Origin of the sequence: Duganella sp. Leaf61 (assembly GCF_001421905.1) — a bacterium.
GTDB lineage: Bacteria > Pseudomonadota > Gammaproteobacteria > Burkholderiales > Burkholderiaceae_D > Rugamonas > Rugamonas zoogloeoides.
Genome location: NZ_LMLM01000028.1, coordinates 580880 through 606116 on the forward strand (window position 1 = coordinate 580880; position 25237 = coordinate 606116).

Annotated in this window: 20 protein-coding genes; 12 read left to right on the plus strand and 8 right to left on the minus strand. The window is 64.3% G+C overall.

The genetic code is table 11. The annotated features are described in order from the left end of the window. Positions 1-263 precede the first annotated feature (263 nt). On the minus strand, positions 264-1835 hold the full coding sequence (locus ASF04_RS17740) for a carboxylesterase/lipase family protein (protein ID WP_056144422.1): 1572 nt from the start codon (positions 1833-1835) through the stop codon (positions 264-266). 137 nt (positions 1836-1972) lie between these two features. Here ASF04_RS17740 and ASF04_RS17745 point away from each other — a divergent pair, with 137 nt between their 5' ends. Next, on the plus strand, positions 1973-2341 hold the full coding sequence (locus tag ASF04_RS17745; protein ID WP_056144424.1) for a response regulator: 369 nt from the start codon (positions 1973-1975) through the stop codon (positions 2339-2341). A 58-nt stretch (positions 2342-2399) separates the two neighbouring features. Here ASF04_RS17745 and ASF04_RS17750 read toward each other — a convergent pair whose 3' ends face one another. Then, positions 2400-4079 carry an alkaline phosphatase family protein gene (locus ASF04_RS17750; protein WP_056144426.1) on the minus strand — a complete coding sequence of 560 codons (1680 nt, stop codon included), beginning with the start codon at positions 4077-4079 and terminating at the stop codon, positions 2400-2402. Positions 4080-4319: 240 nt separating this feature from the next. Here ASF04_RS17750 and ASF04_RS17755 point away from each other — a divergent pair, with 240 nt between their 5' ends. From ASF04_RS17755 to ASF04_RS17780, 6 genes are all read left to right on the plus strand, one after another. Further along, positions 4320-4952: a hypothetical protein gene (locus ASF04_RS17755; protein WP_056144428.1), complete on the plus strand. Its 633-nt coding sequence runs from the start codon at positions 4320-4322 to the stop codon at positions 4950-4952. 190 nt (positions 4953-5142) lie between these two features. Next, on the plus strand, positions 5143-6711 hold the full coding sequence (locus ASF04_RS17760) for an efflux transporter outer membrane subunit (protein WP_156368683.1): 1569 nt from the start codon (positions 5143-5145) through the stop codon (positions 6709-6711). A 27-nt stretch (positions 6712-6738) separates the two neighbouring features. Further along, positions 6739-7878, plus strand: a complete 1140-nt coding sequence (locus ASF04_RS17765; RefSeq protein ID WP_056144434.1) for an efflux RND transporter periplasmic adaptor subunit — start codon at positions 6739-6741, stop codon at positions 7876-7878. Positions 7879-7891: 13 nt separating this feature from the next. Continuing rightward, complete coding sequence (locus tag ASF04_RS17770) at positions 7892-10966, plus strand: efflux RND transporter permease subunit (protein ID WP_056144437.1); 3075 nt, start codon at positions 7892-7894, stop codon at positions 10964-10966. 35 nt (positions 10967-11001) lie between these two features. After that, entirely contained in the window at positions 11002-12039 is a 1038-nt protein-coding gene (locus tag ASF04_RS17775; protein ID WP_056144440.1) for a GGDEF domain-containing protein, read from the plus strand. Between the two features lie 83 nt (positions 12040-12122). Continuing rightward, entirely contained in the window at positions 12123-12509 is a 387-nt protein-coding gene (locus ASF04_RS17780) for a hypothetical protein (RefSeq protein WP_229205094.1), read from the plus strand. 459 nt (positions 12510-12968) lie between these two features. On the opposite strand, the gene ASF04_RS17790 is transcribed toward ASF04_RS17780, so the two are convergent. The 6 genes from ASF04_RS17790 to ASF04_RS17815 all read right to left on the minus strand — a co-directional run bounded on the left by ASF04_RS17790 (position 12969) and on the right by ASF04_RS17815 (position 19358). Beyond that, complete coding sequence (locus tag ASF04_RS17790) at positions 12969-14429, minus strand: serine hydrolase (protein WP_229205095.1); 1461 nt, start codon at positions 14427-14429, stop codon at positions 12969-12971. 62 nt (positions 14430-14491) lie between these two features. Further along, a complete protein-coding gene (gene rrtA, locus ASF04_RS17795; protein ID WP_229205096.1) occupies positions 14492-15037 on the minus strand; it encodes a rhombosortase in 546 nt (181 codons plus the stop codon). Continuing rightward, complete coding sequence (gene rhlP, locus ASF04_RS17800) at positions 15030-15860, minus strand: rhombotarget lipoprotein (protein WP_056144456.1); 831 nt, start codon at positions 15858-15860, stop codon at positions 15030-15032. The genes rrtA and rhlP overlap by 8 nt, the downstream gene beginning before the upstream one ends. Before the next feature lie 112 nt (positions 15861-15972). Then, the gene (locus ASF04_RS17805) at positions 15973-18126 is read right to left on the minus strand and encodes a TonB-dependent receptor (protein ID WP_056144459.1); all 2154 of its coding nucleotides are present in this window, start codon (positions 18124-18126) and stop codon (positions 15973-15975) included. A 117-nt stretch (positions 18127-18243) separates the two neighbouring features. Continuing rightward, positions 18244-18576, minus strand: coding sequence for a hypothetical protein (locus ASF04_RS17810; RefSeq protein ID WP_082488830.1), 333 nt, complete (start codon positions 18574-18576; stop codon positions 18244-18246). A 59-nt stretch (positions 18577-18635) separates the two neighbouring features. Then, positions 18636-19358: a response regulator transcription factor gene (locus ASF04_RS17815; protein WP_056144462.1), complete on the minus strand. Its 723-nt coding sequence runs from the start codon at positions 19356-19358 to the stop codon at positions 18636-18638. A gap of 303 nt (positions 19359-19661) precedes the next feature. Between ASF04_RS17815 and ASF04_RS17820 the strand changes: the two genes are divergently transcribed. The 5 genes from ASF04_RS17820 to ASF04_RS17840 all read left to right on the plus strand — a co-directional run bounded on the left by ASF04_RS17820 (position 19662) and on the right by ASF04_RS17840 (position 25204). After that, positions 19662-19928, plus strand: coding sequence for a XapX domain-containing protein (locus ASF04_RS17820; protein WP_026637382.1), 267 nt, complete (start codon positions 19662-19664; stop codon positions 19926-19928). Continuing rightward, positions 19928-21859 carry an amidohydrolase gene (locus ASF04_RS17825; RefSeq protein ID WP_056144464.1) on the plus strand — a complete coding sequence of 644 codons (1932 nt, stop codon included), beginning with the start codon at positions 19928-19930 and terminating at the stop codon, positions 21857-21859. The genes ASF04_RS17820 and ASF04_RS17825 overlap by 1 nt, the downstream gene beginning before the upstream one ends. Beyond that, entirely contained in the window at positions 21859-22260 is a 402-nt protein-coding gene (locus ASF04_RS17830) for a DoxX family protein (protein WP_019922381.1), read from the plus strand. The genes ASF04_RS17825 and ASF04_RS17830 overlap by 1 nt, the downstream gene beginning before the upstream one ends. A 1-nt stretch (position 22261) precedes the next feature. Then, positions 22262-22918, plus strand: a complete 657-nt coding sequence (locus ASF04_RS17835; RefSeq protein ID WP_056144467.1) for a YoaK family protein — start codon at positions 22262-22264, stop codon at positions 22916-22918. A gap of 249 nt (positions 22919-23167) precedes the next feature. Next, positions 23168-25204, plus strand: a complete 2037-nt coding sequence (locus tag ASF04_RS17840; protein ID WP_056144469.1) for a M13 family metallopeptidase — start codon at positions 23168-23170, stop codon at positions 25202-25204. The last annotated feature ends 33 nt before the right edge of the window (positions 25205-25237 follow it).

Consider the following 25237-nt stretch of genomic DNA (forward strand, 5'->3'; position numbering starts at 1 on the left):
TTCCTGCTCTTTGCCCGAATAAAAGGAAGTAGTGTATAGCAACCTTCTGAATTATTTCCCGTAGATACAATAATATACAAACCAACATATGGTTTATACGATTAGTGTATTTGGATAGTCACAGCTGTCACCAAGCCAGTGCAAAACCGGACCGGATTGCACTGTTTTGAACCTGCCTGGCGCAGGTCTGCCACAGCCGCTGCACCATTGTCGAGCTGCCGGTGGTCAGCCGTCTGGCGCGCACGGGCTTGTACTACAGTTGACTAACGCACCCGTCCCGCCACCGCGTCCTGGAACTCGAAGCGGGCGTCGTCGGGCGCCGCGATGGCGCGCGGTTCCACATCGAGCAGCATCACCGGCGAGCCGGCGCCGGGGAGCGCCTGCGGCCACTTCGGCAGGCTGCGGCCATTGGGGTTGCCGGTCTTGATGAAGTTGGCGAAGTAGCCTTGCATCTGCTTCGACAGCGCGCGGTCCTCGGGTGTCCACGCATAGGTCTTGTTGCCATCGAGGTTGCCAAGTGCGTATTCGATTTCGGCCGAATGGGCCGCCCCCGTGTCGCCGGGCCGCGCGCGCGCGTAGTAGTAGCGGTACACCGGCTTGCCGCTGTTGCGTGCATGGCTGTCGAGCCACCGCCAGGTGCCATACGAAATGAAGCGGTCGCTGGCCAGGTTGGTGGCGGCCGTCGTCACTTCGTCGGTCGAGGCGCCTGCGCCCAGATAGGCGAGGCGCGCCGTATCGGCCTGGTCGCCGTAGAGTTTTTGCAGCGAGGCGGTGAAATTTTCCACGGTGGGTTCGTCCTGGCCCAGCACCTGTTTAAAAGAACCTTCGTGCGAGTTCCAGCCTGCCAGCAGCGGCACCCTGGCTTGCTGGCCGGCCGCGTACAGGATCTCGGGCGAGCGTGGCAGCACGTAGCCATCTTCGATCACGAAGAAGCCGGTACGGGTAGCGGGAATGGCATCGAGCAGTTGCTGGGCTGGCAGGGCGCGCAGCGCAGCCAGGTCGGCCGCGCCGATCTTGGCGGCGAAGGCGGCGCCGGACCGTTCGGCATCGGCCAGCGTTTGCGGCGCATGCAGGCCAAGCAGCGAACCGCTCTCGCCGATGGCGCCGGCGATCAGGCCCTTCGCCAGCGGCGAGATCATTTGTGCGCTGACCGAGAACGAACCGGCCGATTCGCCGGCGATGGTCACCCGCGCCGGGTCGCCGCCGAACGCCGCGATATTCCTGTTTACCCATTGCAGCGCCGCTGCCTGGTCCATCAGGCCGTAGTTACCGGAGGCCTTGTGCGGCGATTCGGCCGACAGTTCCGGGTGCGCCAGGAAGCCGAACACGTTGAGGCGATAATTGACGGTCACAGTGACGATGCCCCTGGCCGCCATGGCCGCGCCGTCATAGCGCGGCTCCGAACTGTCGCCAGCCGCGAAGCCGCCGCCGTAAAAGTACACCAGTACCGGCAGCTTGGCGCCCTTGACCCTGGCGGGTTTTACTGGCGTCCAGACGTTCAGATACAGGCAGTCCTCGCTGCCCGTGTCGGACCGGAACACCATGTCGGCAAACAGCGGCAGCTGCATCGGACGCGGTCCGAACTGCGTGGCCGGGCGCACACCGCGCCACGCCTGCGCCGGTTGCGGCGCCTGCCAGCGCAGGTCGCCCACCGGCGGCGCCGCGTACGGGATGCCCTTGTACGACGCCACGCCGGTGGCCAGCACCGCGCCTTCGACAACACCAGTGGCGGTCATCGCGCGCGGCGCCTGGGCAGGCGCCGCCTGCGAGGCGGCGGGCAGGGAGGCAAACGCCAGGGCGCTGGCGGCGAACAACAGGCGGGAGGCATGGGTCATGTCATGTTCAGTAATGAGGAAAACGACAACTATACTCTGGCCATCATTCCAGCGTCGCTCAAGAGTACGCTGGCGAACATACAGGGCACTGGCGCGTTGCTACGATCAACCCATCAACAATCACAACGAGGTCCATCATGGCAAGCGCAAAACAAGTCCTGGTCGTAGACGACAATGTCGAAATGGTGGAAATGCTGTCGGCCATGCTGCAGCACCACGGTTACGAAACCGCGTCGGCCCATAACGGCTACGAGGCGTGCGACTGGGTACGCGAAGGGATGCCGCGCGCGATCATCATGGACCTGGGCATGCCGTGGATGGACGGCTTTGGCGCGGTGCGCGCAATCCGCCGCATGCCGGGCGCCGAAGCGCTGCCGATCATTGCGCTCAGCGGCTCGGCCGACAACGACTCGGCGAAGAAGGCAGTGGCGGCCGGGTTTACCCAGCACTTTTCGAAGCCGCTCAACTTCGAACACCTGAACCACTACCTCAATACCCTGAACTGATCAGCCGGGAGCTGTCAAATTACCGGATTGCCGCGCAGGCGGGAATCCGGTTTGGCGTTTACTTCAGCGTCTCGACCAGCACGCGGCCTTCGGAACCCGCCGGCGGGCGCACGCGCAGGATGTTGGCCAGCGTCGGCGCAATGTCCACCACTTCGGCGTACTGGCCGTAGTAGCCAGGCTTGATCCAGCGTTTACCCATGATCATCAACGGCACGTTGGTGTCGTAGGCGTACGGCGAACCGTGGGTAGTGCCGGTGGCGCCGCTGGCGAAGTACCAGTATGGACGCGTGATCACCATCAGGTCGCCCGAGGCTGCACGGTTCCAGGCACGGCGCATCAGGGTGGCGATGCGGGTGCCGGTGACGGCGCCGCTCTCGAACTGGGTGCGGGTGAAGGTGTCGCTCACGCCCGGCTGGTTCAGCAGGAACTGGGCGGCAGCGTCTTCCACGTCGGCGTGGCGCAGACCGGCCTTGTCGGCGGCTGCGTAGTCGAGGTGGATGTTGGGCAGCGACCAGGCGGCCAGCAGCTTGGCGCCGCCGAATTTGTCGGACAGGTGCTGGCCCAGGTCCTTCATCAACTGGTCGCCGTTGATGCGCTTCGATTCGCTGCGCTGCTGGTTCGAGAATTCCGCCGTGTTGGCAAAGCCATGGTCGGCGGTGAGCACCACCAGCACGTTGTCCATGCCGATACGCTTGTCGAGGTAGTTGAAGAATTCACCGAGCATGCGGTCCACGCGCTGCAAGTGGTCGTGCGACAGCTTGCTTTCCGGGCCGTAGGCGTGGTTGACGTAATCGTGCGCCGACAGGCTCACACCCAGCAGGTCTGGCACGCCGCTATCGTTGCGGCCCAGGTTTTCGCCTTCCACCGCCGCGCGCGCGAAGTCCAGTGTCAGCTGGTCCAGGTACGGGCCGGTTTTCAGGCTGTTGTAGTAGCCGGCGTCGATCTGGCCGCTCTCGCTGTAATAAGTGTATGGCAGGCGGTTATGGCCGCCCGGTTTGGCGGGGGTGAGGTCGTCATGGGCGTCGCCGGCGTAGGCGGCGTCGGGCAGCAGCGCGCTCCAGGTCTTGCCGTAGTAGCGGTCCTGCGGCTTGCCGGCCTGGTACTGCGTGACCCAGGCCGGGTGCGCCGGCATATAGAAGGTGCTGCTGGCGAAGTTGCCGGTTTGTTCCATATACATATAGGCGGTGCCGGTTTTACCGGCCAGCAGGATCGCGCCCCGATCCTTGCCCGATACGGTGATTACCTTGCTGCGGTTGCCGGAGGCGTAGCGCAGCTGGTCGCCCAGCGTATCGACGCGCAGCCTGGTCGGCGCCGTGCCGTCGCTCGGGTCGGTATGTTCGCCGATATAGGTGTAGTTGGTGTCTTCGGTGCAGTACACCGATTTCCTGGTGGTCGGGTCGATCCAGTTATTGCCGATGATGCCGTGCACGTAAGGGTAGGCGCCGGTAAGCACTGCCGAGTGGCCGATGGCAGTCACCGTCACGCCGTGCGCCTGGTGCGCGTTGCTGAAGGCGGCGCCTTCGGCCAGCATGCGTCCCAGGCCGCCCTTGCCATCCTTGCCGAACTGGTCGCGATAGCGCTGCACCTGCTCGTTCGGCAGGCCGTCCACCACCAGCACCACGACCAGCTTCGGTTGCGGCGCAGCGGTTACATTGGCGGGGGCGGCGAAGGCGCAAGCGTGCAGCGCAAAGCTGGACGCGGCGATCACGAGGGCGGGCAAGGACAGTGATTTCGTCATGTGGGTGGTTTTCTAGTAGATGGAATAACAACAATGTGCAACGGCGCATAGCGTACCATGGGCCGGGCGACAGATTAAGGGATTCATGTGACCGCCTCGTGACACGAGAGCTGGCATACTGACAAAGTTTCCGTTGGGAAAAACACACTAATCTGCTCGGCAAGCCGCTAAATTACGTGCCTCTTGGAAAAAAAATTGCTAGAATGATGTCGTGAGGAATCTCTCTTCGGGAGCGGAAAAATGATTACGGTAAACAGTATTGGTGGCGGCACCTTGTCGGCGGTAGTGGTCGCGGAAAAGTCGCAGGGCACCCAGCACATCGCACCGGCGCAGGCGCGCACGGATGACGACGCCGGCGCCTCGATCGCCGCCTATCTGTCGCTGCCGGGGTTTAACGCCGCCAGTGCGGTTGATACCAGCAACGATACGTCCACTGATACCCAGGCCGATGGCGGCCAGGCCGCCGCGCTGCAAGCCTTGTCGGATTCCGATGACGACGGCCTCAAACAGGCGCTCAAGGATTTCGACGCCGCTCTCAAGAACCTCTCCCAGCGTCCGGAAACCCAGGCTTATCGCGCCAGGTTCGGCAGCGAGCCGCTGGCGGAAGACAGCCTGCCGCCACCGGTGCCTCTGCCAGGCATCGACGAGAACGGCCTGCTGCTGATGCCGGGCCGCGACAGCCTGTCAGCCGACGCCGACCATGACGGCAAGGTGAGCGAAGAGGAGTTGCGCCGTTACCAGGAACCGCTGACCTACCGCATCGCCGCCGGCGCCGGCCGCCTCGACGCGCTGGCCGATGGCCCGTCGGCCTTCTCGCTAGTGGAAGCCAACCGCGCCTATGGCGTGGTATCCGCCGCTGGTGCCGCCGCCTGACCAGCCGAAATCGCTGCGCGAGACGGGTTTTGCCTGCCGGGCGAAGCCCGTTTTTTTTCGCCGGACTGCGTGACAATTGAACACCGCCGTCGCAAAAAATGCGACTATGTTAGCTGATGTTTACCTTTTTTCGAGACAGCAGGCTGCGGAGCGTAAACACTCCGGCTCCCTGCAACACGGGAGTCGGTCTATGGATAAACGGACGTTGCGCGCTTACGTACATCAGGTACGCCAGGTACGTCATGTTGGCGTGCTGGCAGTGGTGGCCGGGTTGGCCAGCCTGGGCGGTTGTGCGGTGGGCCCAAACTTCCAGACCCCTGCCGCGCCGGTAGCGGACGGCGCCAGCTACACCCCCGAACCAATACCCGCGCAGACCGCGTCCAGCCCCGGCACCGGCGGCGGCGCCCAGCGCTTCGTCACCGGCATGGACATCCCGGCCCAGTGGTGGTCGGTGTTCCAGTCGCCCGCGCTCGACCAGTTGCTGCGCGGCGCACTGGCGCAAAACCCCAATATGGCGGCGGCCGAAGCGGCGCTGCGCCAGGTGCGCGAAAACTACAATGCCCAGGCGGGGCAGCTGGTGTACCCGGCCGTCAACGGCGCGCTGGGCGCGTCGCGCCAGAAAACCCAGGTCGCAACGCCTGGCGGCACCCAGGCTGCCGTGCTCGATCTATACAACGCCTCGGTCAACGTGTCGTACACGCCCGACGTGTTCGGCGCCACCCGGCGCACGCTCGAAGGTGCGCAGGCGGCGGTGGACTACCAGCGCTACCAGGTGGAAGCGACGTACCTGGCGCTGTCGGCCAACGTGGTCACGGCCGCCATCCAGGAAGCTTCGCTGCGTGCGCAGCTGCAGGCCACGCGCGACGTGCTGACGGCGCTCACCCGCCAGCAGAACGTGATCGAGAAGCAATTCGAGTTTGGCGCCATCGCGCGGGCCCAGGTGCTCAGCCAGCGCAACCTGGTGGCGCAAACGGCAGCCACCGTGCCGCCGCTGGAAAAAGCGCTGGCGCAAACGCGCCATCTGCTCTCCACGCTGGCGGGCAAGCTGCCGGGGGAGGCCGGCATGCCCGAGTTCACGCTGGCCTCGCTCACGCTGCCCGAGGCATTGCCGGTGTCGCTGCCGTCGGCGCTGGTGCGCCAGCGGCCCGACATTCGCGCCAGCGAGGAGCTGCTGCGCCAGGCCAGTGCCGACATCGGCGTGGCCACCGCCGCCCTGTATCCGCAATTTACCCTGAGCGGCAGTTACGGTTCGGCATCGCCCACCTTCAGCAAGCTGTTCGAGGGCGACAACGCCATCTGGAGCCTCACTGCCGGCCTGACCGCACCGATCCTCAACGGCGGCGCACTGCGCGCCCGCAAGCGCGCGTCCGAAGCAGCCTACGATGTGGCGGCGGCGCAGTACCGCGCCACCTTGCTCACCGCGTTCCAGAACGTGGCCGACAGCCTGCGCGCGCTCGAATCGGACGCCGCCGCGCTCACCGCGCAAGCCGAGTCCGAGGCGCTGGCGGCCGAAACCCTGGCGCTGTCCGAGGAACAGTACAAGCTCGGGGCGATCAGCTACCTGTCGCTGCTCGACGCCCAGCGCGTGTTCCAGCAGGCGCATATCGGCCTGGTACAGGCGCAGGCCGCGCGCTATGCCGATACCGCCGCGCTGTTCCAGGCGCTGGGCGGCGGCTGGTGGAACCGCGCCGACGGCGTGCCGGCCGCTGTACCCGTCTCCACCATGCCGAGTTTGTCGACTATCAGCCAGAATCCCTAATACACCTCTACCGCAGGAGAGAGTTTCATGACCAAGCGTATGCTCATCATGGTTGGATGCGTAATCTTGCTGGTCGCCGCGCTGGCGTTCGGTAAATATCTGCAGATCCAAAAACTGATCGCCAGCTCGCCCAAGCCGGGGGCGCAGACGGTTACCGCGATCAAGGTCACGGCGTCCGAATGGCAGCCGCAGATCAGCGCCGTGGGCACGCTGGCGCCGGTGCGCGGGGTCGATGTCACCACCGAAATCGCCGGCCTGGTCCGCAAGGTCAATTTCAAGTCGGGCGACGAGGTCAAAGCCGGCCAGGTGCTGTTCGAACTCAATGCCGAATCGGACCAGGCGCAACTGCGTTCGCTGCAGGCCGCCGCCGACCTGGCCGCCACCACGCTCAAGCGCGACAAGCTGCAACTGGGAGCGCAGGCGATCAGCCAGGCGCAAGTCGATAACAGCGAGGCGGAACTGAAAAGCCGGCAGGCGCTCGCTGCCCAGCAGCAGGCGCTGGTCAACAAGAAAACCATCCGCGCGCCGTTCGCGGGCAAGCTGGGCATCACCGCCGTCAACCCGGGCCAGTACCTGAACCCCGGCGACACGCTCGTCACGCTGCAAACCATCGATACCGTGTATGTCGATTTCTACGTGCCGCAAAAGCAGGTGGCCGAACTGTCGGTGGGCCAGAAGCTCAAGCTCACCAGCGACGGTTATCCGGGCGTGTCGTTCGATGCGAAGGTGACGGCCATCAGTCCCAAGGTCGATGCGGCCACGCGCAACGTGCAAGTGCAGGCCACGGTGCCCAACCAGAAACGCCAACTGCTGCCCGGCATGTTCGCCAACGTGAGCCTGGAGCAGGGCGCGCTGAAAAAATACCTGACCTTGCCGCAGACGGCGATTACCTATAATCCTTACGGCTCCACCGTGTTCGTGCTGGCGCAGGGCACCGGCAAAGATGCACCGAAAGACGACAAGGGCAATCCCCAGCTGATCGCGCAGCAGGTGTTCGTCACCACCGGCCCCACGCGCGGCGACCAGGTGGCCGTGCTCACCGGCGTCAAGGAAGGCCAGACCGTGGTCACCAGCGGCCAGCTCAAACTGAAGAACGGCACGCCGGCGGTAATCAACAACCGCGTGCAGCCGGCCAACAGTCCGAACCCTACGCCGCAGGAACAGTGAGGACGCCCGCGCCATGAACTTTACCGACATCTTCATCAAACGGCCGGTGCTGGCCACCGTGGTCAGCCTGCTGATCGTGGTGCTGGGGCTGCGCTCGCTGTTCAGCCTTCCGGTCAACCAGTATCCGAAGACGCAAAACGCGGTGGTCACCATCTCCACCACGTACTACGGGGCCGACGCCGCCACCGTCGCCGGCTTCATCACCCAGCCGCTGGAAGCGGCCATCGCCCAGGCGCAGGGGATCGACTACCTGTCGTCGTCGTCCAACAGCGGCGTATCCACGATTACCGCCACGCTGCAGCTGAACTACGATTCCAACCGCGCGCTGACCGAGATCACCACGCAGGTGAACTCGGTACGCAACCAGTTACCGGAGCAGGCGCAGCAGCCGGTGATGAGCGTGCAGATGGGGCAAACCACCGACGCCATGTACATGGGCTTTTACAGCGACACGCTGCCCACCAATAATGTCACCGACTACCTGGCCCGCGTAGTAAAACCCAAGCTCGATTCGATCGACGGCGTGCAGACCGCCGAGCTATTGGGCGCGCGCCAGTTCGCCCTGCGCGCCTGGCTCGACGCCGACAAGATGGCGGCCCACGGCGTCACCGCCACCGAGGTCAGCGCCGCGCTGGCGGCGAATAACTACCTGGCCGGCCTCGGTGCTTCCAAGGGGCAGATGGTGACGGTGCCACTCACGGCCGGCACCGACCTGCACACGGTGGAGGAATTCAAGGCGCTGGCCGTGCGCCAGAGCGGCGGCGCCATCGTGCGCCTGGAAGACATCGCCAACGTCACGCTGGGGTCCGAGAACTACGACTTCAATGTGGCGTTCAGCGGCGTGCGGTCGGTGTTCGTCGGCATCAAGGTGGCGCCTGACGCCAACATCCTCGACGTGGCCGAGCGCGTGCGCAAGGTGTTCCCTTCGATCCGCGAGCAGCTGCCGGCGGGACTCACCGGCGAAATCGTGTACGACTCCACGGAGTTCATCAACACGTCCATCGTCGAGGTGGTGCACACGCTGGTGGAAGCACTGATTATCGTCACGGTGGTGATTTACCTGTTCCTGGGCAGCCTGCGCGCGGTGATCGTGCCGGTGATCGCCATGCCGCTGTCGCTGATCGGCACCTTCTTCGTGATGCTGATGTTCGGCTATTCGATCAACCTGCTCACGCTACTGGCCATCGTGCTGGCCATCGGCCTGGTGGTCGATGACGCCATCATCGTGGTGGAAAATGTCGATCGTCACATGAAGGAGGGCATGAAGCCGTACGACGCCGCCATCCAGGCCGCGCGCGAACTCGGTAGTCCCATCCTGGCCATGACGGTGGTGCTGATCGCCGTGTATGTACCGATCGGCTTCCAGGGCGGGTTGACCGGCGCGCTGTTTACAGAGTTTGCTTTCACACTGGCCGGCGCGGTGGCGGTGTCCGGAATTGTCGCGCTCACGCTCTCGCCCATGATGTGCGCGCGGTTCTTCAACGAGCACCAGGACGAGGGCAGGTTCGTCAAGTTCATCGACCGCACCTTCGCGAAAGTTCACGACGGCTACCTGCGCGTGCTGCACAAGCTGCTCGAAACCTGGGCGGTGCTGATCGTGCTGGGCGTGATCCTCACCGGGCTGCTGGGCGTGATGTTTGCCATGTCGCAGTCGGAACTGGCGCCGGAAGAAGACCAGGGCATCGTGCTGGCGCAGGTGGTGGGCGCGCCTACCGCCACGTCGGACCAGATGCAGGCGTATGCCAAGGAGATTTTCGAGATATCGAAATCGCTGCCCGAGTACGACCAGATGTTCCAGATCACGGGCGTACCGACCACCAATGCCGGCATCGGCGGGGTGCTGTTCAAGCCGTGGGATAAACGCAGTCGCTCGGCGCACGAGATCCAGCAGGAGCTGCAACAGCGCTGGGGCAATGTGGCCGGTGGCCGCGTGGCGGCATTCCAGTTCCCGGCGCTGCCGGGCAGCTCGGGCCTGCCGGTGCAGTTCGTGATCACCACCACCGAACCGTTCGAGAACCTCAACACGGTGGCGCAGGCGGTGCTCGACAAGGCCACCAAGGAAGGGAAATTCTATTTCGCCGACGTCGATCTGAAAATCGATTCGCCGCAGGCCAAGGTCGATGTGGACCGCGACAAGCTGGCCACGCTGGGCTTGACGCAACAGGACTTCGGCAACGCCATGGCGGCCGCGCTGGGCGGCGGTTATGTCAACTACTTCTCGATCGCGGGCCGTTCGTACAAGGTGATCCCGCAGGTGCGTCAGGTGGATCGCCTCAATCCGTCCGATGTGCTCAATTTCCACGTCAAGACGCCGTCCGGTGCGATGATACCGGCCAGTACCGTCGCCAGCATCTCGTACAGCGTGCAGCCGGAATCGGTCACCCGCTTCCAGCAGCTCAATTCCGCCACCATCTCCGGCGTGTCAGGCGCGTCGCAGGGCGAGATTCTCGAGTACCTGCGCAATGCCGTGGCCGAGGTGGCACCGTCGGGCTACACTATCGACTACGCCGGCTCGTCGCGCCAGTTCATGAACGAGTCGGGCGGTTTCGGTCTGACCATGGGCTTCGCGGTAGTGATCGTGTTCCTGGCGCTGGCCGCACAGTTCGAGAGCTTCCGCGATCCGATCGTGATATTGTTCTCGGTGCCGATGGCACTGTTCGGCGCGATGATGTTCATCTTCCTCGGCTTCGCCTCGATCAATATTTATACGCAAGTGGGGCTGGTGACCCTGATGGGACTCATTTCCAAGCACGGCATCCTGATCGTGGAGGTGGCCAACCACCTGCGCGAAGCAGGCAAGACCAAGCGCGAGGCCATCGAGGAAGCTGCCGCCACCCGGCTGCGGCCCATCCTGATGACCACGGCGGCCATGGTGTTTGGCGTGGTGCCGCTGGTGATTGCATCGGGCGCCGGTGCGGCCGGCCGCCATGCGATGGGACTGGTGATCTTTACCGGGCTGTCGATCGGCACCTTGTTTACGCTGTTCGTGGTGCCGGCGATGTATATGTTCCTGGCCGGGGAGCACAAGGCGGCGCCGCAAAAGAGCGGCGCCGAGCCGGCTGGAGCAGTTCAACACGCGCCGGGATAACACGGCGTTGTAACAATAAATAGAAGAGACCAGCAGTGCCGATACCAGATTCGAGAAACAACAAGGACAGCCCGTTCGCGTGGTTGTCCGACCGTCGCAAGCGCAGCAAGGAAGAGGTCATCCTGATCATCATGTGCGCGCTGAGCATCCCCAGCATCCTGCCGTTCGGCCTGTACCGGCTGTGGCAGGGGGCCTGGCTGTCGGCGGCGGTGGACCTGGCGCTGGTGCTGGCCATGCTGTCGGTGATCGTGCACGTGTGGCACACGGGCCGCTACAAGCTGGCCAGCCTGGGCGTGACGCTGTTTTACTCGGCCGGCATGCTGGCCACGATCTACCTGCGCGGGCTGTCCCTGGTGTACTGGGTATATCCCACCATGATCGCGGCGTTTTTCATGTTGCGACCAAAGGTAGCGCTGGGCATCAACAGCGTCTCGCTGCTGGTGCTGGTGGCCTTGCTGCTGCCGCACATGGAGATGCTCAACCTGCTCACGGTGGTGGTGACGATTTCGCTGGTCAACCTGTTCGCCTACATCTTCTCGCACCGCACCGGCTTGCAGAACCGCGAACTGCATATCGAGGCCGAGCGTGACTTTCTCACCGGCGTGGGCAACCGCCGTGCCTTCGACAGCAAGCTGGCCGGCTACGCAGCCGAGCGCCGTCCGCAACCGGAGGCCTGCCTGCTGCTGCTCGACCTCGACCACTTCAAGCAGGTCAACGACCAGCACGGCCATCCGGCCGGCGACGAAGTGCTGCGCCGCCTGTGCGACGTGCTGCGCCACCACACCCGCGTGACCGACGAGATATTCCGCTACGGCGGCGAAGAATTCGCCATCATTGCCAACGGCGCCGGCCTGCGCGCAGCCGGCAAGCTGGCCGAGACCCTGCGCAGCGCGGTGGCCGCCGCACCGCTGCTTGACGGCCACCCGATCACCGCGTCGATCGGGGTGGCGCCAATGCCGCGCGGCGGCGTCGCATCGGAATGGCTGGAGCAGGCGGACCGGATGCTGTATGCGGCCAAGGAAGGTGGTCGCAATGCGGTGCGGGTGGCGGGGGCGATGGAGGAGCGCGGGTGAGGGGGCTGGGCAGGCTGGCGTTGTTGGCCCGGTCTTTCCTGGCAGGGCCACTCTTGGCAGGGCCGCTCATGGCAGGGCCGCTCATGGCGGGGCTTCTCCTGGGCGGGCCGGTAATGGCCTGGGCGCAGTCTCCTGTTGATTCAGCGGTCGCAGCGGAGCCGCCGATGCCGGAACTGGAGGCGCCGCCGCAGCCTGCGGGCGTGACCGACGCGATCATCCGGCAGGCCGTGCGCGACACCATCGCGGAAGATCCGCAGCCGTTGCAGGCGCCGGGGCAGGGCGCGGCAGCGTTGAGCGGCGGCGTGACGCAGGCGCGCCTGAACGCGGCGTTCGACCAGGCCAAGGTGCCCGATTGCCTGCATGGCGACGCCCTGAAACACCAGCCGGCGCATATCGGACCGATTGCCGTGGTGGGTATTTATTCGCTGCCGTGGGTGGTGGCTGCCGTGGTAAGGGGCAAGTGCAATTGAACCCCCGCCCCAACCGTAGCAGATACGCCTGGTCCATCCTGTGCGCGCTGATTTCAGAAGGTGGCGCTGGATAATCGGGCTATGCAACAGCTAAAGTGAGAACTCTTGAGTTTTGCGGATAAGCAAGCGGGTATGCTGAACGTCAACCATCAACTTTGGCCCAAGATGCACTTCGAGATAATTTATGAGAAAACTACAATGGCTTTAACCAGGATTTTTTCAAAATTTTGGTTGGCCATTGATGGGTGCCTTGTATTTCCTCGGACGGCTGTCGGCTTATCGCAAAAACTGTCCTGGATAGTTATCTTCGTTTCGGGGCGAAAGCTGCACCGCATTACACCCAGCAGCCAAATTTTGAAATTGAAAATGGAATAAAAATCCCCCATATGCATTAATTTTCTGCCTGATACCTCAAAAGGCTGTGGAAAGAGCGCTCGCCAGCAAGATCGCAAGCCACCCTCAGTCCTCATCATCGTCCGGATCCAGGTCCGGCGCCCCTTTCGGATTCATCACAGGCGCCGGCATGGCATCCACCTGCTTCACCACCGCCGCCAGCAAGGCCTGCGGCCGATACTGCAACGCGCGCGGTGTCAGTCCCAGGCGTACCACCACCAGTTGGCGCGATGGCACGATGGCGATCGACTGGCCGTCGTGGCCCTGCATCCAGTAGGTATCTGCCGGCAGGCCGAACGGGCCGTCCGCATTCTGTCCTGACGACGGTCCCTGGCGCCACACCTGGCCCTGGCCGTACTGGCCGACGGAGGCTGGCGCTACCGCCTGCATCGATGCCACGAATCCTGCCGGTAAAATGCGCTTGCCTTGCCATACGCCGTCCTGCAGCAGAAATTGGCCGAAGCGCGCCCAGTCCTGGGTGCTCGCGTACATATAGCTTGAACCGACCACGGTGCCGCGCGCGTCGGCTTCGATCAGGGCGCTGCTCATGCCCAGCGGTGCGAACAGCTGGTCGTGCGGCAGGGCCAGCACGCCGATGGCTGTTGTCCCGGTCATCGGCTTGACTGGCATATTCGGTCCCGCCGCCGCGCGCTGCCAGATGCGTGACAGCAGCACGGTGCTGCCGCTCGAATAACTCCAGTGCGTGCCCGGCGCGTGCGCCAGCGGTTGCGCGGCGGCGTAAGCCGCCATGTCCGGCTCCAGGTACAGCATGCGCGTGACATCCGAGACGTCGCCATACGCTTCGTTGAATTGCAGACCGGACGTCATCGACATCAAATGCGCCAGCGTGACCTGCGCGCGCGGGTCGCCGTGTTCGGGCCAGAAGCCCTTGCGTTCCGGCGTCAGGTTGCCCCTGGCGATCTCGATGCCTACCAGCGCTGCCGTCACGGTCTTGGTCATCGACCAGCCCAATAGCGGGGTGGAGACGCCGAAACCGGCGCCGTAGCGCTGCGCCACCAGCCGGCCGCGATGGATCACCACCAGGCCGCGCATGCCAGGACCGGCCAGTGCGTCGTCGTTGACGGCCGCCTGCACCGCCGGCACGGTGTCGGTCATCGAGCCGGTAGGCCAGGGCACGTTGGGGGAGGCGCTCCAGATGCGCATCGGCGTGTATTGGTACTGGTTGGCCTGGGCCAGGTCGCCGTCCGGCACGGCGGCGCAGCCGGTGCCGGGGCGGTACACGGCGAGGCCCTTGCCGAGGATGCCGAGGAAGTCGGCGTGTACGGTCTTGTTTTGCTGGTCCACCCGCACGCGCAGGTATTTGAGCAGCGGATGGCCGGGCGCCTGCACATCATCGGCCAGCACTGCCTGCGGATCGCGATGGGCGATAAACACGTTGGAGCAGACGATCTTGGCGCCGTAACTGGCGCCTACGCGCAGCAGTTCGGGCGGACGTCCGATCAGGAATAACGCGCCCCCGGCGGCGGCCACCAGCACGACGCCGGTGGCAATGATCAGGCGGGACACCAGCTTATTCGGCATAGGAAAACATGCAGTCGACTTTCATTCACAAATCGACTCGATTATGCCTACATCATCCTGCGAACACAACGGTCACGCACGCGCGGCAGCGCGACCGCCACGCCGGCCATGGTGCCCAACAGGTGCGCCTGCCAGCCCACCATCACGTCCGGCGGCAGGTCCGACCCGCCCAGCGAGAAGCCGCGCGCCTCGGCGGCGATCTTGGCGGCCAATGCCACCGCCAGCAGGGCCAATGCAGCGCGGACCATCGCAACATGGTTACCGCGCGCTTGTTGCCACAGGCCGGCGCCGGCCATCACGGCCAACAGCACGGCCAGGCCGGAAGCGCCGCGATAGTACGCGCAATCGGGCGCGATGAGCAGCAGGCCGATGGAGATAAAGGGCGCACCCGGCGCCAGCGCGCACAATACCCGGCGCGCACCGAACGACTGCGTGGCAATCAGGCCAGCCACCAGCGCGGTGGCGAGGTCGATCAGCGCGTGCTGCACCGAGTAGTGCACCAGGTGCCCGGTCCACAGGCGCCATAACTGGCCGGCCAGGATGGCGTGGCGGTCGAACTCCAGCAAGGCCGCCATATCTGCCACGTCAGGCACGGCGGCGAACCGCGTACGCCATGCCGGCCAGCAGCGCGATCAGCGCCAGGCTGACCCAGCCCAGCGCGCCGGCGCTCTTGTAGCCGGACTTGTTCTCGACCTGGTAGCTGGCGTCGTTCTTGACGCTTTCACGGAAGCCGTCGAGCTGCGCCTGCAACTGCGGGATCAGCTGGTCCACCGCCTTGTCGTAGCCGTCCACGCGCGCGGCGCGGGCCTTGTCGCCGAAGCCGGCCAGCGGGGCGCTGCCCTTGACCTGGCTGGTGCCCGGTGCGCGGAACAGCAGCTTGCGGCTTTGCACGTCGAAGACGGCCGCATCGACCATGGTCTGCACATCGTACTTTTCGCCATTGATCACGTACGCGCCGATGATGGTCCAGTACAGCACCGACAGCGCGTTGGCGTCGTTGAACTGCACCTGGTCGTAAGAGAGCAGGGCCACCACTTCCACATCGAACATGCGGGCCACTTGCTCCAGGTTGGCGAAGCCGCCCCTGGCGCGCATGTACTGCGACGGGATGACTTCGATCTTGCCGATGTATTCGTGCTGCGAGAACGACGCCTTGACCCGCTCCAGCAGGCGCAGGCGCTGCGCTTCGGACAGGTTGTCGGTGCCGGTTTTACCGGGAGCGAAGGCAATGCCCACCCTGACCGGCGGGCGCAGTTTGACGACGGTCGGCGCCATCGCCGGCGGCTGCTTCGCATCCGGGTACAGGTAATCGACCAGACTGGCCGATTGGGTGACGCCCCGCGGATTATGCCAGGAGGCGCAGCCGGCGAGGGCAATGGCGGCGATGAGGATGATGATCGATTGTATGCGGCGCATGAAGTCTCCTTGATGATCGCGCCATTATAGTGGCGCGTATCGAGCGGGAAAAAACATGCGCCCCGGGTCGCCGCAGACGGTACGCGAAGTACCATCGGACGGCACCAGCCGGTTAAAAGCTCGTCGACAGCCCTGCATACAGCGAACGCCGCGTGCCGTACTGCGGCGCACCCACGCCCACGCCGGAACCGTCGCGCAACAGGTAAGATTTGTCGAACAGGTTGATCACCGCGAGGCGGCCCTCGATGTCGCCGGCGCCGGTCTGCTTCCAGTGGTGGGTGAGCGCCAGGTTGACCGTGGTGTACGACGGCAGGTGGCCCGAGTTGGGCGCGGCGCCGTCAGGCGTGGTGCGCAGGCCGCTGCCGTACAGGAAGTCGCTGCTGATCTGCGAATCGCCCCAGTGGTAATGGGCGCCGCCCGATACCGTGTAGGTCTGGTCGTGATCGACGTGGATGTAGTGGTTGCTGATGTACGCCAGTTCGTCCGCGCCGAACAGTGACTGGCCCGAGACGATGTTCTGCGCCTTGGCCTGCTGCGTGGTCAGGTTGAGGAAGCCGCCCCAGTGGGCCTGGCTGTAGATCGCCGACAGTTCCAGGCCCTTGGCAAAACCGCGCTCATAGTTGAACGGCGAGAGGATCAGCGCCTGGCCGAACTGGCCTTCGTCGAGCATGTTGTGGATCTTCTTGTAGTAGGCGTCGGCGGTCACGGTCAGCGCGGCGTTCACCTTGTGACTCACGCCCACGTCGAAGTAGTTGGTGCGCTCGGCGCGCACATTGTCCGACACACCTACTTCCGGCGCGTTGGTGGTGCCGGCGTACTTGTTGATGCTTTCCTGCGCGGCCAGTTCCTGCGGCGGCGGCGTGAAGTAGCGCGAGTAGCCGGCGTGCAGCGCGGTGTCCTTGCCCACCTGCCAGGCGAGATTGACGCGCGGGTTCCATTGCTGTTCGTTGATGAAGGCCTGCACCTTGTCGTAGCGGATGCCGTAGTTCAGCGTGAGCGGCGCGGCGATATGCCATTCGTCCTGCAGGTACACGCTCGAGAGCTTGCCGGTCTGGCGGCTATTGTCGATGATGGTGCTTGGATCGTTGGATGCCTGGGTGCCGTCGCTGTTGGTGTCGAACACCGCCACCGAATTGTCGCTGCGGGTGTTCTGGCGCGCATACGACAGGCCGGCGCGCAGCGTGTGCTCGGGATTGAGCTTGTAGCTCGAATCGAACTGCGCCCCGCTGGCCGAGTTGGAGCGCAGGGTGTTGGAACCGACGCCGTTGTAAATCAGGTCGCCCAGCGCGTCCGGCGTGTAGTGCAGTTCCGAGTACTGGTGGAAAGCCGACACCTGGTAATTGAGGTCGCCCAGGCTTTTTTGCAGCGACAGCACCACGAAGCGGTTCACTTCGCGCTGCTTCTGGTCCAGCTGCGACGACGGCGCGCTGGTGGTGCCGGCGCCGGCGTCGCTCTGGCCGGTGAGCGAAAACGCCGGCGCCTGGTCCGGGTTGTTCGGGATCTGGAAGCGGCCGTTATAGGTGCCGAACATCAGACCCAGGCGGGTCTGGTCGTCGAGGAAGTACGACAGTGCGCCGAACGACTTGGCCTGTTTGGTCTGGTTGTGCAGGGCGTCGCGCGTGGGCAGCGGGTTTTCGATGCCCATGTCGCTTTTCAGGTAGCTGCCCGACAAGTAATAGTTGAAGGCGCCCTGGGTGCCGAAGAATTCGGCGCTCGGTTCATAGTGGTTGTTGGTGCCGGCCAGTACGCCGATGCGGCCACCCGGCTTGGTCGTGCCTTCCTTGGTCTGGATATCGACGATGCCGGCCGTGCGCAGGCCGAATTGCGCCGGCAGCGCACCGGTGATGAAGTCGGTCTGCTGCACGAAGCGGGTGTCGATCGACTGGCCGAAGCCGCTGATACTCTCCGGCAGCTGCACGCCATTGACGCGGTACTGCACGTTGGCGTGGTCGTCGCGCACGTGGATCGAGCCGGACGCCTTGGAATCCTGGCTCACGCCGGGCAGGCGCAGCAGCACTTCGTTGAATGGCGTGTTGTCGCCCTGGCCCAGCTGGTCGATCATGTGGCGGTCGATCGTGTAGATGGTGGTGCCCACGTTGGGCGACAGGTCGATGCGGGCGCTTTTCAGGTGGGCGGCGGTCACTTCCACTTGCTGCATCGGCTTGTCGGCGCCGGCATCTGCCGCATCTTCGGCGTGGGAGTGGGTGGTGTAGAAAGCGGCGGCCAGCAGCAGTGGCAGGGCGCGCAGTTGAGGGGCGTGTTGCATGTTCTATCCTTGGATGTCGGGCGTGACGGCGCACGGACGTGCGAAATCGTCACGCAAAGCGTCAATTAAGCGTCAAATTAGCGTCGGTTCAGCGGCAAGCGCTGAAACTAAAAACGATCAGAGGGAGAAAACAGCAACGCCGGGCGGCGCTTGCGAAGGCGGGGTGAGATAGCTGGTACGGATGTGCGGTGCATGATGCGCTGGCGCGGGCGGCACAAACGCCACCAGGGCGGCCACCGGCGCCACCGTGGCCGGCGGCGGCAGGTCGCCCAGCGGCATGTCGGCCACCTGGCAGGCGGCGCAATCGGTGTGGTTTTCGGCGTACGCGTGCGCGTGCGCATTGGAACCCAGCAGCTGCAGCGCCAGGAACAGCAGCACGAACACCATCACCAGGCGCTGGTAGCGCGAGTTGCGGTGAGACGTGTTGAAGCTGGCGGCGAGGGCTTGCATGGGCGCGATTCTACAGGGATGTACCCATAACGACAACGCTTGCTATCGTATCAATGGTATCAATGTTGGCTGGCTTCGCGGGCGGCAGCGGCAGTGTTCGAGTAGTCGCCCACCAGGCCGCGCCTGGTGGCCAGCACCACGGCATGCGTGCGCGCGGTGGCGCCCAGCTTGTCGAACAGGCCTTTGACATGGGTTTTGACCGTGCCCACGCCGATGCCCAGTTCGCGCGCGATCGACTTGTTGCACTGGCCTTGTGCCAGCAGTTGCAGTACGTCGGTCTCGCGGCTGGTGAGACCAATGCGGGTGAAGCTGTCGGCCACGCAGCGGCTCAGGTCCGCGCTCAGGTAGCGCATGCCGCGTCCCAGCGTGCGCACGGCGGTGAGCAGCTGGTCGGCCGGGCTGTTTTGCAGCAGGTAGCCGTGCACGCCGGCCATCATCGCCGTGCGCACTTCCCATTCGCGGTCAAGCTGGGTGACGATCAGTACCCGTGGCTGGGTGTCGCCGTGGTGGCTGCTGACGGCGTGGCGCATGTGCTCCATGCCAGCCTTGTGGTCGAGGATGACGACGTCGGCGCCATGCAGGTCGGCGCCATCTGACGCCACGCGCACGTCCACATCGACGTTGGCGCCGAGCAGCGCGGCCAGGCCGGCGCTGACGATGGCGTCCGCATGGGCCACCAGTACCGTGACTTTTTCTCCGTGTTGCGCGGCGCCGTTGTATCCGTTCTGGCCCGAGCTACCTGTCGTGCCCGCCTGGGGCCAGCTTTTGCTATCGAGTCGCATGTCGTTTCTCCTGGTTGCCGTGCCGGCGGTGGTTCGCCAGCGTGACGACAGCGTACCTTTGATTGTGCAAATTGCCACGACCCGATCCGGGGGGATCTCCCTCCCTAGATAGGGTGATACGAAAGTGGGAGGGGCGCCGATCACCCGAAAGAGGTAGTAGTAAAGGGTCAATACCAGTGATGGCAAGGCCGGGCCGCGCCCCTACACTGTGCCTCTTGCCGTGAAGCGCTGTCCCCTGCACAAAGACAGGTGTGATGCTGGCCTTCGGATAGTACAGTTTTGACTTTTAAGGAGTGGCCCGCCATGAGAATGTATGTCATATCGATTGCCACCGGCCTGCTGGTCGGTGTCATCTACGCGCTGTTGAATGTACGTTCGCCGGCGCCGCCGGTGATCGCCTTGCTCGGCCTGGCCGGTATCCTGATCGGCGAACAGATTCCGCCGCTGGTACGCACCTGGCTCAAGCCCGAAGCGACCAAGGTCTCGTGGGTGGAAGACCACGTCAAGCCACACTGCTTCGGCGAACTGCCAGCCGCCCAAAAATCTGACGACACCAAAAGGAGCGCATGATGTCCCACCCTACTACCAACGCTGTGCCTGACCTGATCCTGCATCGCGGCCTGTTCACCACCCTCGACCGCAGCAACCCGCACGCCGAAGCGGTGGCCATCAAGGACGGCCGCTTTACCCACGTGGGTCGCGCCAACGAGATCATGGCGCTGGCCGGTCCCAATACCCAGGTGATCGACCTGCATGGCAAGCGCGTGCTGCCAGGCCTGATCGACAACCACTGCCACATCATTCGCGGCGGCTTGAACTTCAATCTTGAACTGCGCTGGGACGGCGTGCGCAGCCTGGCCGACGCCATGGGCATGCTCAAGGCGCAGGTGGACATCACCCCCGCGCCGCAATGGGTGCGCGTGGTGGGCGGTTTCACCGAACACCAGTTCATCGAGAAGCGCCTGCCCACCATCGAAGAACTGAACGCCGTGGCGCCTGATACGCCCGTGTTCATCCTGCACCTGTACGACCGCGCGCTGCTCAACGGCGCCGCGCTGCGCGCCGTAGGCTACACCAAGGACACCCCGGAACCACCGGGCGGCCAGATCCTGCGCGACGGCTCCGGTAACCCGACCGGCCTGCTGCTGGCCAAGCCGAATGCGGCGATCCTGTATTCCACGCTGGCCAAGGGCCCCAAGCTGCCGCTCGAATACCAGGTCAACTCCACCCGCCACTTCATGCGCGAACTCAATCGCCTCGGCATCACCGGCGTGCTCGATGCCGGCGGCGGTTTCCAGAACTACCCGGACGACTACCAGGTGATCCAGCAGCTGTCGGACGCCAAGCAGCTGACCATTCGTCTCGCCTACAACCTGTTCACCCAAAAGCCGCAAAAGGAAAAGGAAGACTTCCTCAACTGGACCCAGAGCGTGACGTACCAGCAGGGCGACGATTACTTCCGTCATAACGGCGCCGGCGAAATGCTGACCTTCTCGGCGGCCGACTTCGAGGACTTCCGCGAGCCGCGTCCCGACATGCCGGACAATATGGAAGACGACCTGGAAGGCGTGGTCCGCATCCTGGCGCAAAACCGCTGGCCATGGCGCATGCACGCCACGTACGACGAAACCATCAGCCGCGCGCTGGATGTGTTCGAGCGCGTGAACCAGGACATTCCCTTGACGGGCCTGAACTGGTTCTTCGATCACGCAGAGACCATCTCCGACCGTTCGATCGACCGTATCGCCGCGCTGGGCGGCGGCGTGGCCGTGCAGCACCGCATGGCCTACCAGGGCGAATATTTTGTCGAGCGTTACGGCCACGGCGCGGCAGAAGCCACGCCGCCGGTCAAGAAAATCCTCGAAGCCGGCGTCAAGACGTCGGCCGGTACCGATGCCACCCGCGTCGCGTCGTACAACCCGTGGGTGTCGCTGTCGTGGCTCATCACCGGCAAGACCGTGAGCGGCATGCAGCTGTACCCGCGCGCCAATTGCCTGGACCGCGAAACGGCACTGCGCATGTGGACCGAGAACACCACCTGGTTCTCGAACGAAGAAGGCAAGAAGGGCCGCATCGAGGCGGGCCAGCTGGCCGACCTGATCGTGCCGGACAAGGATTTCTATGCCTGCGCCGAGAGCGAGATTACCGACATGACGTCCGAGCTGACCGTGGTCGGCGGCAAGATCGTCTATGCGGCCGGCCGCTTTGCCGCCCTCGACACGCCACCGCCACCGGCCATGCCCGACTGGTCGCCGGTACGCCGTTTCGGTGGTTACGCCGGTTGGGGCGAGCAGATCGGCAATAACCGCGCTGCGTTGAAAGAGCTGGAAAAACGCAAGCAGCAGCAAGCGCAATTGCGCGCCCAGGCGGCATCGTGCGGCTGCGCCAACGAGTGCAATGTCCACGGCCACCAGCACGCGTCGGCGTGGGCCAGCAAGCTGCCTACCACCGACCTCAAGAGTTTCTGGGGCGCGCTGGGCTGCGCCTGCTGGGCGGTGTGATGGTGCCGGCGTTCCTGCGCGCCCCGTGGGTGCGCTGGGTCTGCCTGTTGCTGCTGTGCTCGGCGTATCTGCAGGGCGGCTTCAACAAGCTCACCGACTTCAACTCGGCCATCGCCGAAATGCAGCACTTTGGCGTGGCGCCGGCGGCGCCGATGGCGGCGCTGGTGATCATCGGCGAGCTCGGCGCGTCGCTGATGATACTGGCCGGATTTTATCGCTGGCTGGGCGCGGGCTACCTGGCGGTGTTTACCGTCATGGCCACGCTGATGGCCAACCGGTTCTGGGAAATGTCGGGCCCGGAACGTTTTTCAGCCGCCAACGGCTTCTTCGAGCATCTCGGCCTGGCAGGCGCGTTCCTGCTGGTGGCGTGGCTCGATCTACAAGATGTAAACAAGGAATAGTATGGAACGAGGAAATATCAAGCAAGGCATCTCGCTGGCGTTTTTGGGCGGGTATGTCGATACGCTGGGCTTTATTGCGCTGTTCGGCCTGTTCACGGCCCACGTCACGGGCAACTTCGTGCTGATCGGCCGGGCGCTGGTGGAGCCGGCGCACGAGCTGATTCCGAAACTGCTGGTGTTCCCGGTGTTCATCCTGTTCGTGGCCATATCGCGCATGCTGATCCTGCACTGGGAGCGCAGCAACAGCCCGGCGCTGCGCAACAGCTATCTGCTGCAACTGTTCCTGCTGCTGGCCACCATTGTCTGCGCGTACATCGCCTCGCCGATGGCCAATGCCCATCAACCGTTGAGCCTGCTCACCGGCATGATCTGCGCCGGCGCCATGGCCACGCAAAATGCCTACGGCAAGCTGCTGCTGGGCAAGTCGGCCGCCACCACTGTGATGACCGGTAACGTCACCCAGCTGGTGATCGAGCTGACCGACTCGCTGCGCGGCGATCCGCAGGCGATCGGCCGCTGCAAGGTGCTGGTGTGGCCGGTGGTGTCGTTTGCGGCCGGCTGTATCCTGGGCGCCTATGCGTACATCGGGTTCGGCTTTGCCGGCTTGCTGGTGCCGTGCGTGGTGCTGGCGTTCATGGCGGCGGCCACGAAAGACTGAGTCTCCTGTGAAGTGCGGCGCAGGGGGGGACAGTCGCGCAGCGCGCCTTCCAGGCCATGATGACGATGCAGAAAATCGACGTGGCCACGATAACGGCGGCCGTGGCTGGCGCTTAGTTCTCGACGCGTTTGTATATGGACTGATACATATCGGCGCTGTTTTAGATATTGCCCGAAAGGTATAATCTTTTGTCACACCGCCGGTGTTACCAATACTGGCGTGCCTCCGATCATACCTAGAAGGAATCTCGTGTACCGTACGCTGATCAGCGCCGCCTGCTGCGCCTTGCTTGCCTTGTCTTCCCCATCGTTGCACGCCGAAACGGCTGCGCCGGTCTCCGGCATCGACCTGAACACCCTCGACCCGGCCGTCAGTCCCAAGGTCGATTTCTATGGCTACGTCAATGGCGTATGGGCCCGCAATACCGAGATCCCGGCCGACAAATCGACCTGGGGCACGTATATCGAACTGCGCGAAATCGCCCAGCGCCAGTTGCGCGCGCTGATGGATGACGCCGTCAAGCACCCCGGCAAGGCCGGCAGCGACACCCATAAAATCGCCGACCTGTACACCAGCTACATGAACGAAAAAGCGCGCGACGCGGCCGGTTTCAAGCCGCTCAAGGCCGAACTGGCCAGCGTGGCGGCCCTCAAGGACAAGCAGGATTTACCGGCCTTGTTCGCAGCGCTGCAACGCAGCGGCATCCAGACGCCATTTTCGGCCGGCGTGGCGCCCGATGCGCAAAATCCCGAGCGCTACACCATCAATATCAGCCAGTCCGGCCTGGGCCTGCCCGACCGCGATTATTACCTGAAGGACGACGACGCCAAGCTCAAGGGCGTGCGCGACAAGTACCTCAAGCATATCGAAACCATGCTGGCCATGAGCGGCGACAAGCAGGCCGCCGCCCATGCCGCCCAGGTGCTCGACATCGAGACCCGCCTGGCCGCCGTGCAATGGACCCGCGTGCAGATGCGCGATCCGGTCAAATCGTACAACCGCGTGGACTTCGACCAGTTCGCCGCGCTGGCGCCGGGCTTCGACTGGAAAGCCTACTTTGCCGCCGCCGGCTACGCAGGCAAGGAGACTTCGGCCGTGGTGCGCCAGCCGAGTTTCCTGAAAGGCTATTCCGAGACCCTGGCTGCCGTGCCGCTCGACGCCTGGAAGAGCTACCTGAACTGGCGCATCATCGAAAGCTACGCGTCGTATCTGGACAGCGCGGCAGTGAAGGAGCGCTTCGCTTTCGAGGGCACGACCCTGCGCGGCGTGCCGCAAAGCGAACCGCTGTGGCAACTGGCGCTCAAATTCACCGACGGCGCACTGGGCGACGCGGTGGGCAAGAAATACGTGGCGATGTACCTGCCGCCGGAGACCCGTCCGCGCGTGATGGCCATGTTCGACAATTTCGTCGCGTCGTTCAAGGATGGTATCGAACACCTGGACTGGATGAGTGCCGAGACCAAGAAGGAAGCGCAGCTCAAGCTGGCGGCCTTGACCCCGAAGATCGCCTACCCGGACCAATGGCGCGACTACAGCGCCATGAAAACGCAGCCGAAGGACCTGGTCGCCAACGTGCGCGCCGCGCGGGCCTGGAGCCGCCAGTACAACCTCGACAAGCTCGGTAAGCCGGTGGACCGCGACGAATGGTCGATGACGCCGCAAACCGTCAACGCCAGCTACAGCCCGGCGCTCAACTCGATCACCATTCCGGCCGCCATCCTGCAACCGCCGTTCTTCAATGTGAAGGCGGAAGATGCCGTGAACTACGGCCTGCTGGGCATCACTTTCGGCCACGAGATCAGCCACGCCTTCGACGACTCCGGCAGCCAGTACGATGCCAAGGGCCGCCTGCGCAACTGGTGGACGGTGGCAGACCGCACCGCCTTCAAGGCCCGCGCCGCCGGCCTGGTCAAGCAGTACGGCGCCTACAGCCCGGTGCCGGGCTATCACATCAACGGCGAACTGACGCTGGGTGAAAACATCGGCGACAACTCCGGCCTGTCGCTCACCTACAAGGCGTACCAGCGTTCGCTGGGCGGCAAGCCGTCGCCGGTACTCGACGGCCTGACCGGCGAGCAGCGCCTGTACATCGGCTTCGCCCAGAAATGGCGCGCCAAGCTGCGTCCCGAAGCGGCGATCGCCCAGATCAAGAGCGACCCGCACTCGCCAGGCGAATTCCGCGCCAAGGGCACGGTCATGAACCAGCCGGGCTTCTACGAAGCGTTCGACATCAAGCCGGGCGATCCGATGTACCTGCCGCCGGAGCAGCGCGTGATCATGTGGTGATGACGGAATAGGGCAGGGCCACCTTTGACCGAC

What these genes read in the sequence shown, in the direction of transcription:
- ASF04_RS17815 (WP_056144462.1), bottom strand. Translation starts at nt 19,358, where the DNA reads ATGCGACTCGATAGCAAAAGCTGGCCCCAGGCGGGCACGACAGGTAGC.
- ASF04_RS17830 (WP_019922381.1), top strand. Translation starts at nt 21,859, where the DNA reads ATGGTGCCGGCGTTCCTGCGCGCCCCGTGGGTGCGCTGGGTCTGCCTG.
- ASF04_RS17750 (WP_056144426.1), bottom strand. Translation starts at nt 4,079, where the DNA reads ATGACGAAATCACTGTCCTTGCCCGCCCTCGTGATCGCCGCGTCCAGC.
- ASF04_RS17770 (WP_056144437.1), top strand. Translation starts at nt 7,892, where the DNA reads ATGAACTTTACCGACATCTTCATCAAACGGCCGGTGCTGGCCACCGTG.
- ASF04_RS17825 (WP_056144464.1), top strand. Translation starts at nt 19,928, where the DNA reads ATGTCCCACCCTACTACCAACGCTGTGCCTGACCTGATCCTGCATCGC.
- ASF04_RS17810 (WP_082488830.1), bottom strand. Translation starts at nt 18,576, where the DNA reads ATGCAAGCCCTCGCCGCCAGCTTCAACACGTCTCACCGCAACTCGCGC.
- ASF04_RS17765 (WP_056144434.1), top strand. Translation starts at nt 6,739, where the DNA reads ATGACCAAGCGTATGCTCATCATGGTTGGATGCGTAATCTTGCTGGTC.
- ASF04_RS17835 (WP_056144467.1), top strand. Translation starts at nt 22,262, where the DNA reads ATGGAACGAGGAAATATCAAGCAAGGCATCTCGCTGGCGTTTTTGGGC.
- ASF04_RS17820 (WP_026637382.1), top strand. Translation starts at nt 19,662, where the DNA reads ATGAGAATGTATGTCATATCGATTGCCACCGGCCTGCTGGTCGGTGTC.
- ASF04_RS17755 (WP_056144428.1), top strand. Translation starts at nt 4,320, where the DNA reads ATGATTACGGTAAACAGTATTGGTGGCGGCACCTTGTCGGCGGTAGTG.
- ASF04_RS17745 (WP_056144424.1), top strand. Translation starts at nt 1,973, where the DNA reads ATGGCAAGCGCAAAACAAGTCCTGGTCGTAGACGACAATGTCGAAATG.
- ASF04_RS17780 (WP_229205094.1), top strand. Translation starts at nt 12,123, where the DNA reads ATGGCGGGGCTTCTCCTGGGCGGGCCGGTAATGGCCTGGGCGCAGTCT.
- rhlP (WP_056144456.1), bottom strand. Translation starts at nt 15,860, where the DNA reads ATGCGCCGCATACAATCGATCATCATCCTCATCGCCGCCATTGCCCTC.
- ASF04_RS17740 (WP_056144422.1), bottom strand. Translation starts at nt 1,835, where the DNA reads ATGACCCATGCCTCCCGCCTGTTGTTCGCCGCCAGCGCCCTGGCGTTT.
- ASF04_RS17805 (WP_056144459.1), bottom strand. Translation starts at nt 18,126, where the DNA reads ATGCAACACGCCCCTCAACTGCGCGCCCTGCCACTGCTGCTGGCCGCC.
- ASF04_RS17760 (WP_156368683.1), top strand. Translation starts at nt 5,143, where the DNA reads ATGGATAAACGGACGTTGCGCGCTTACGTACATCAGGTACGCCAGGTA.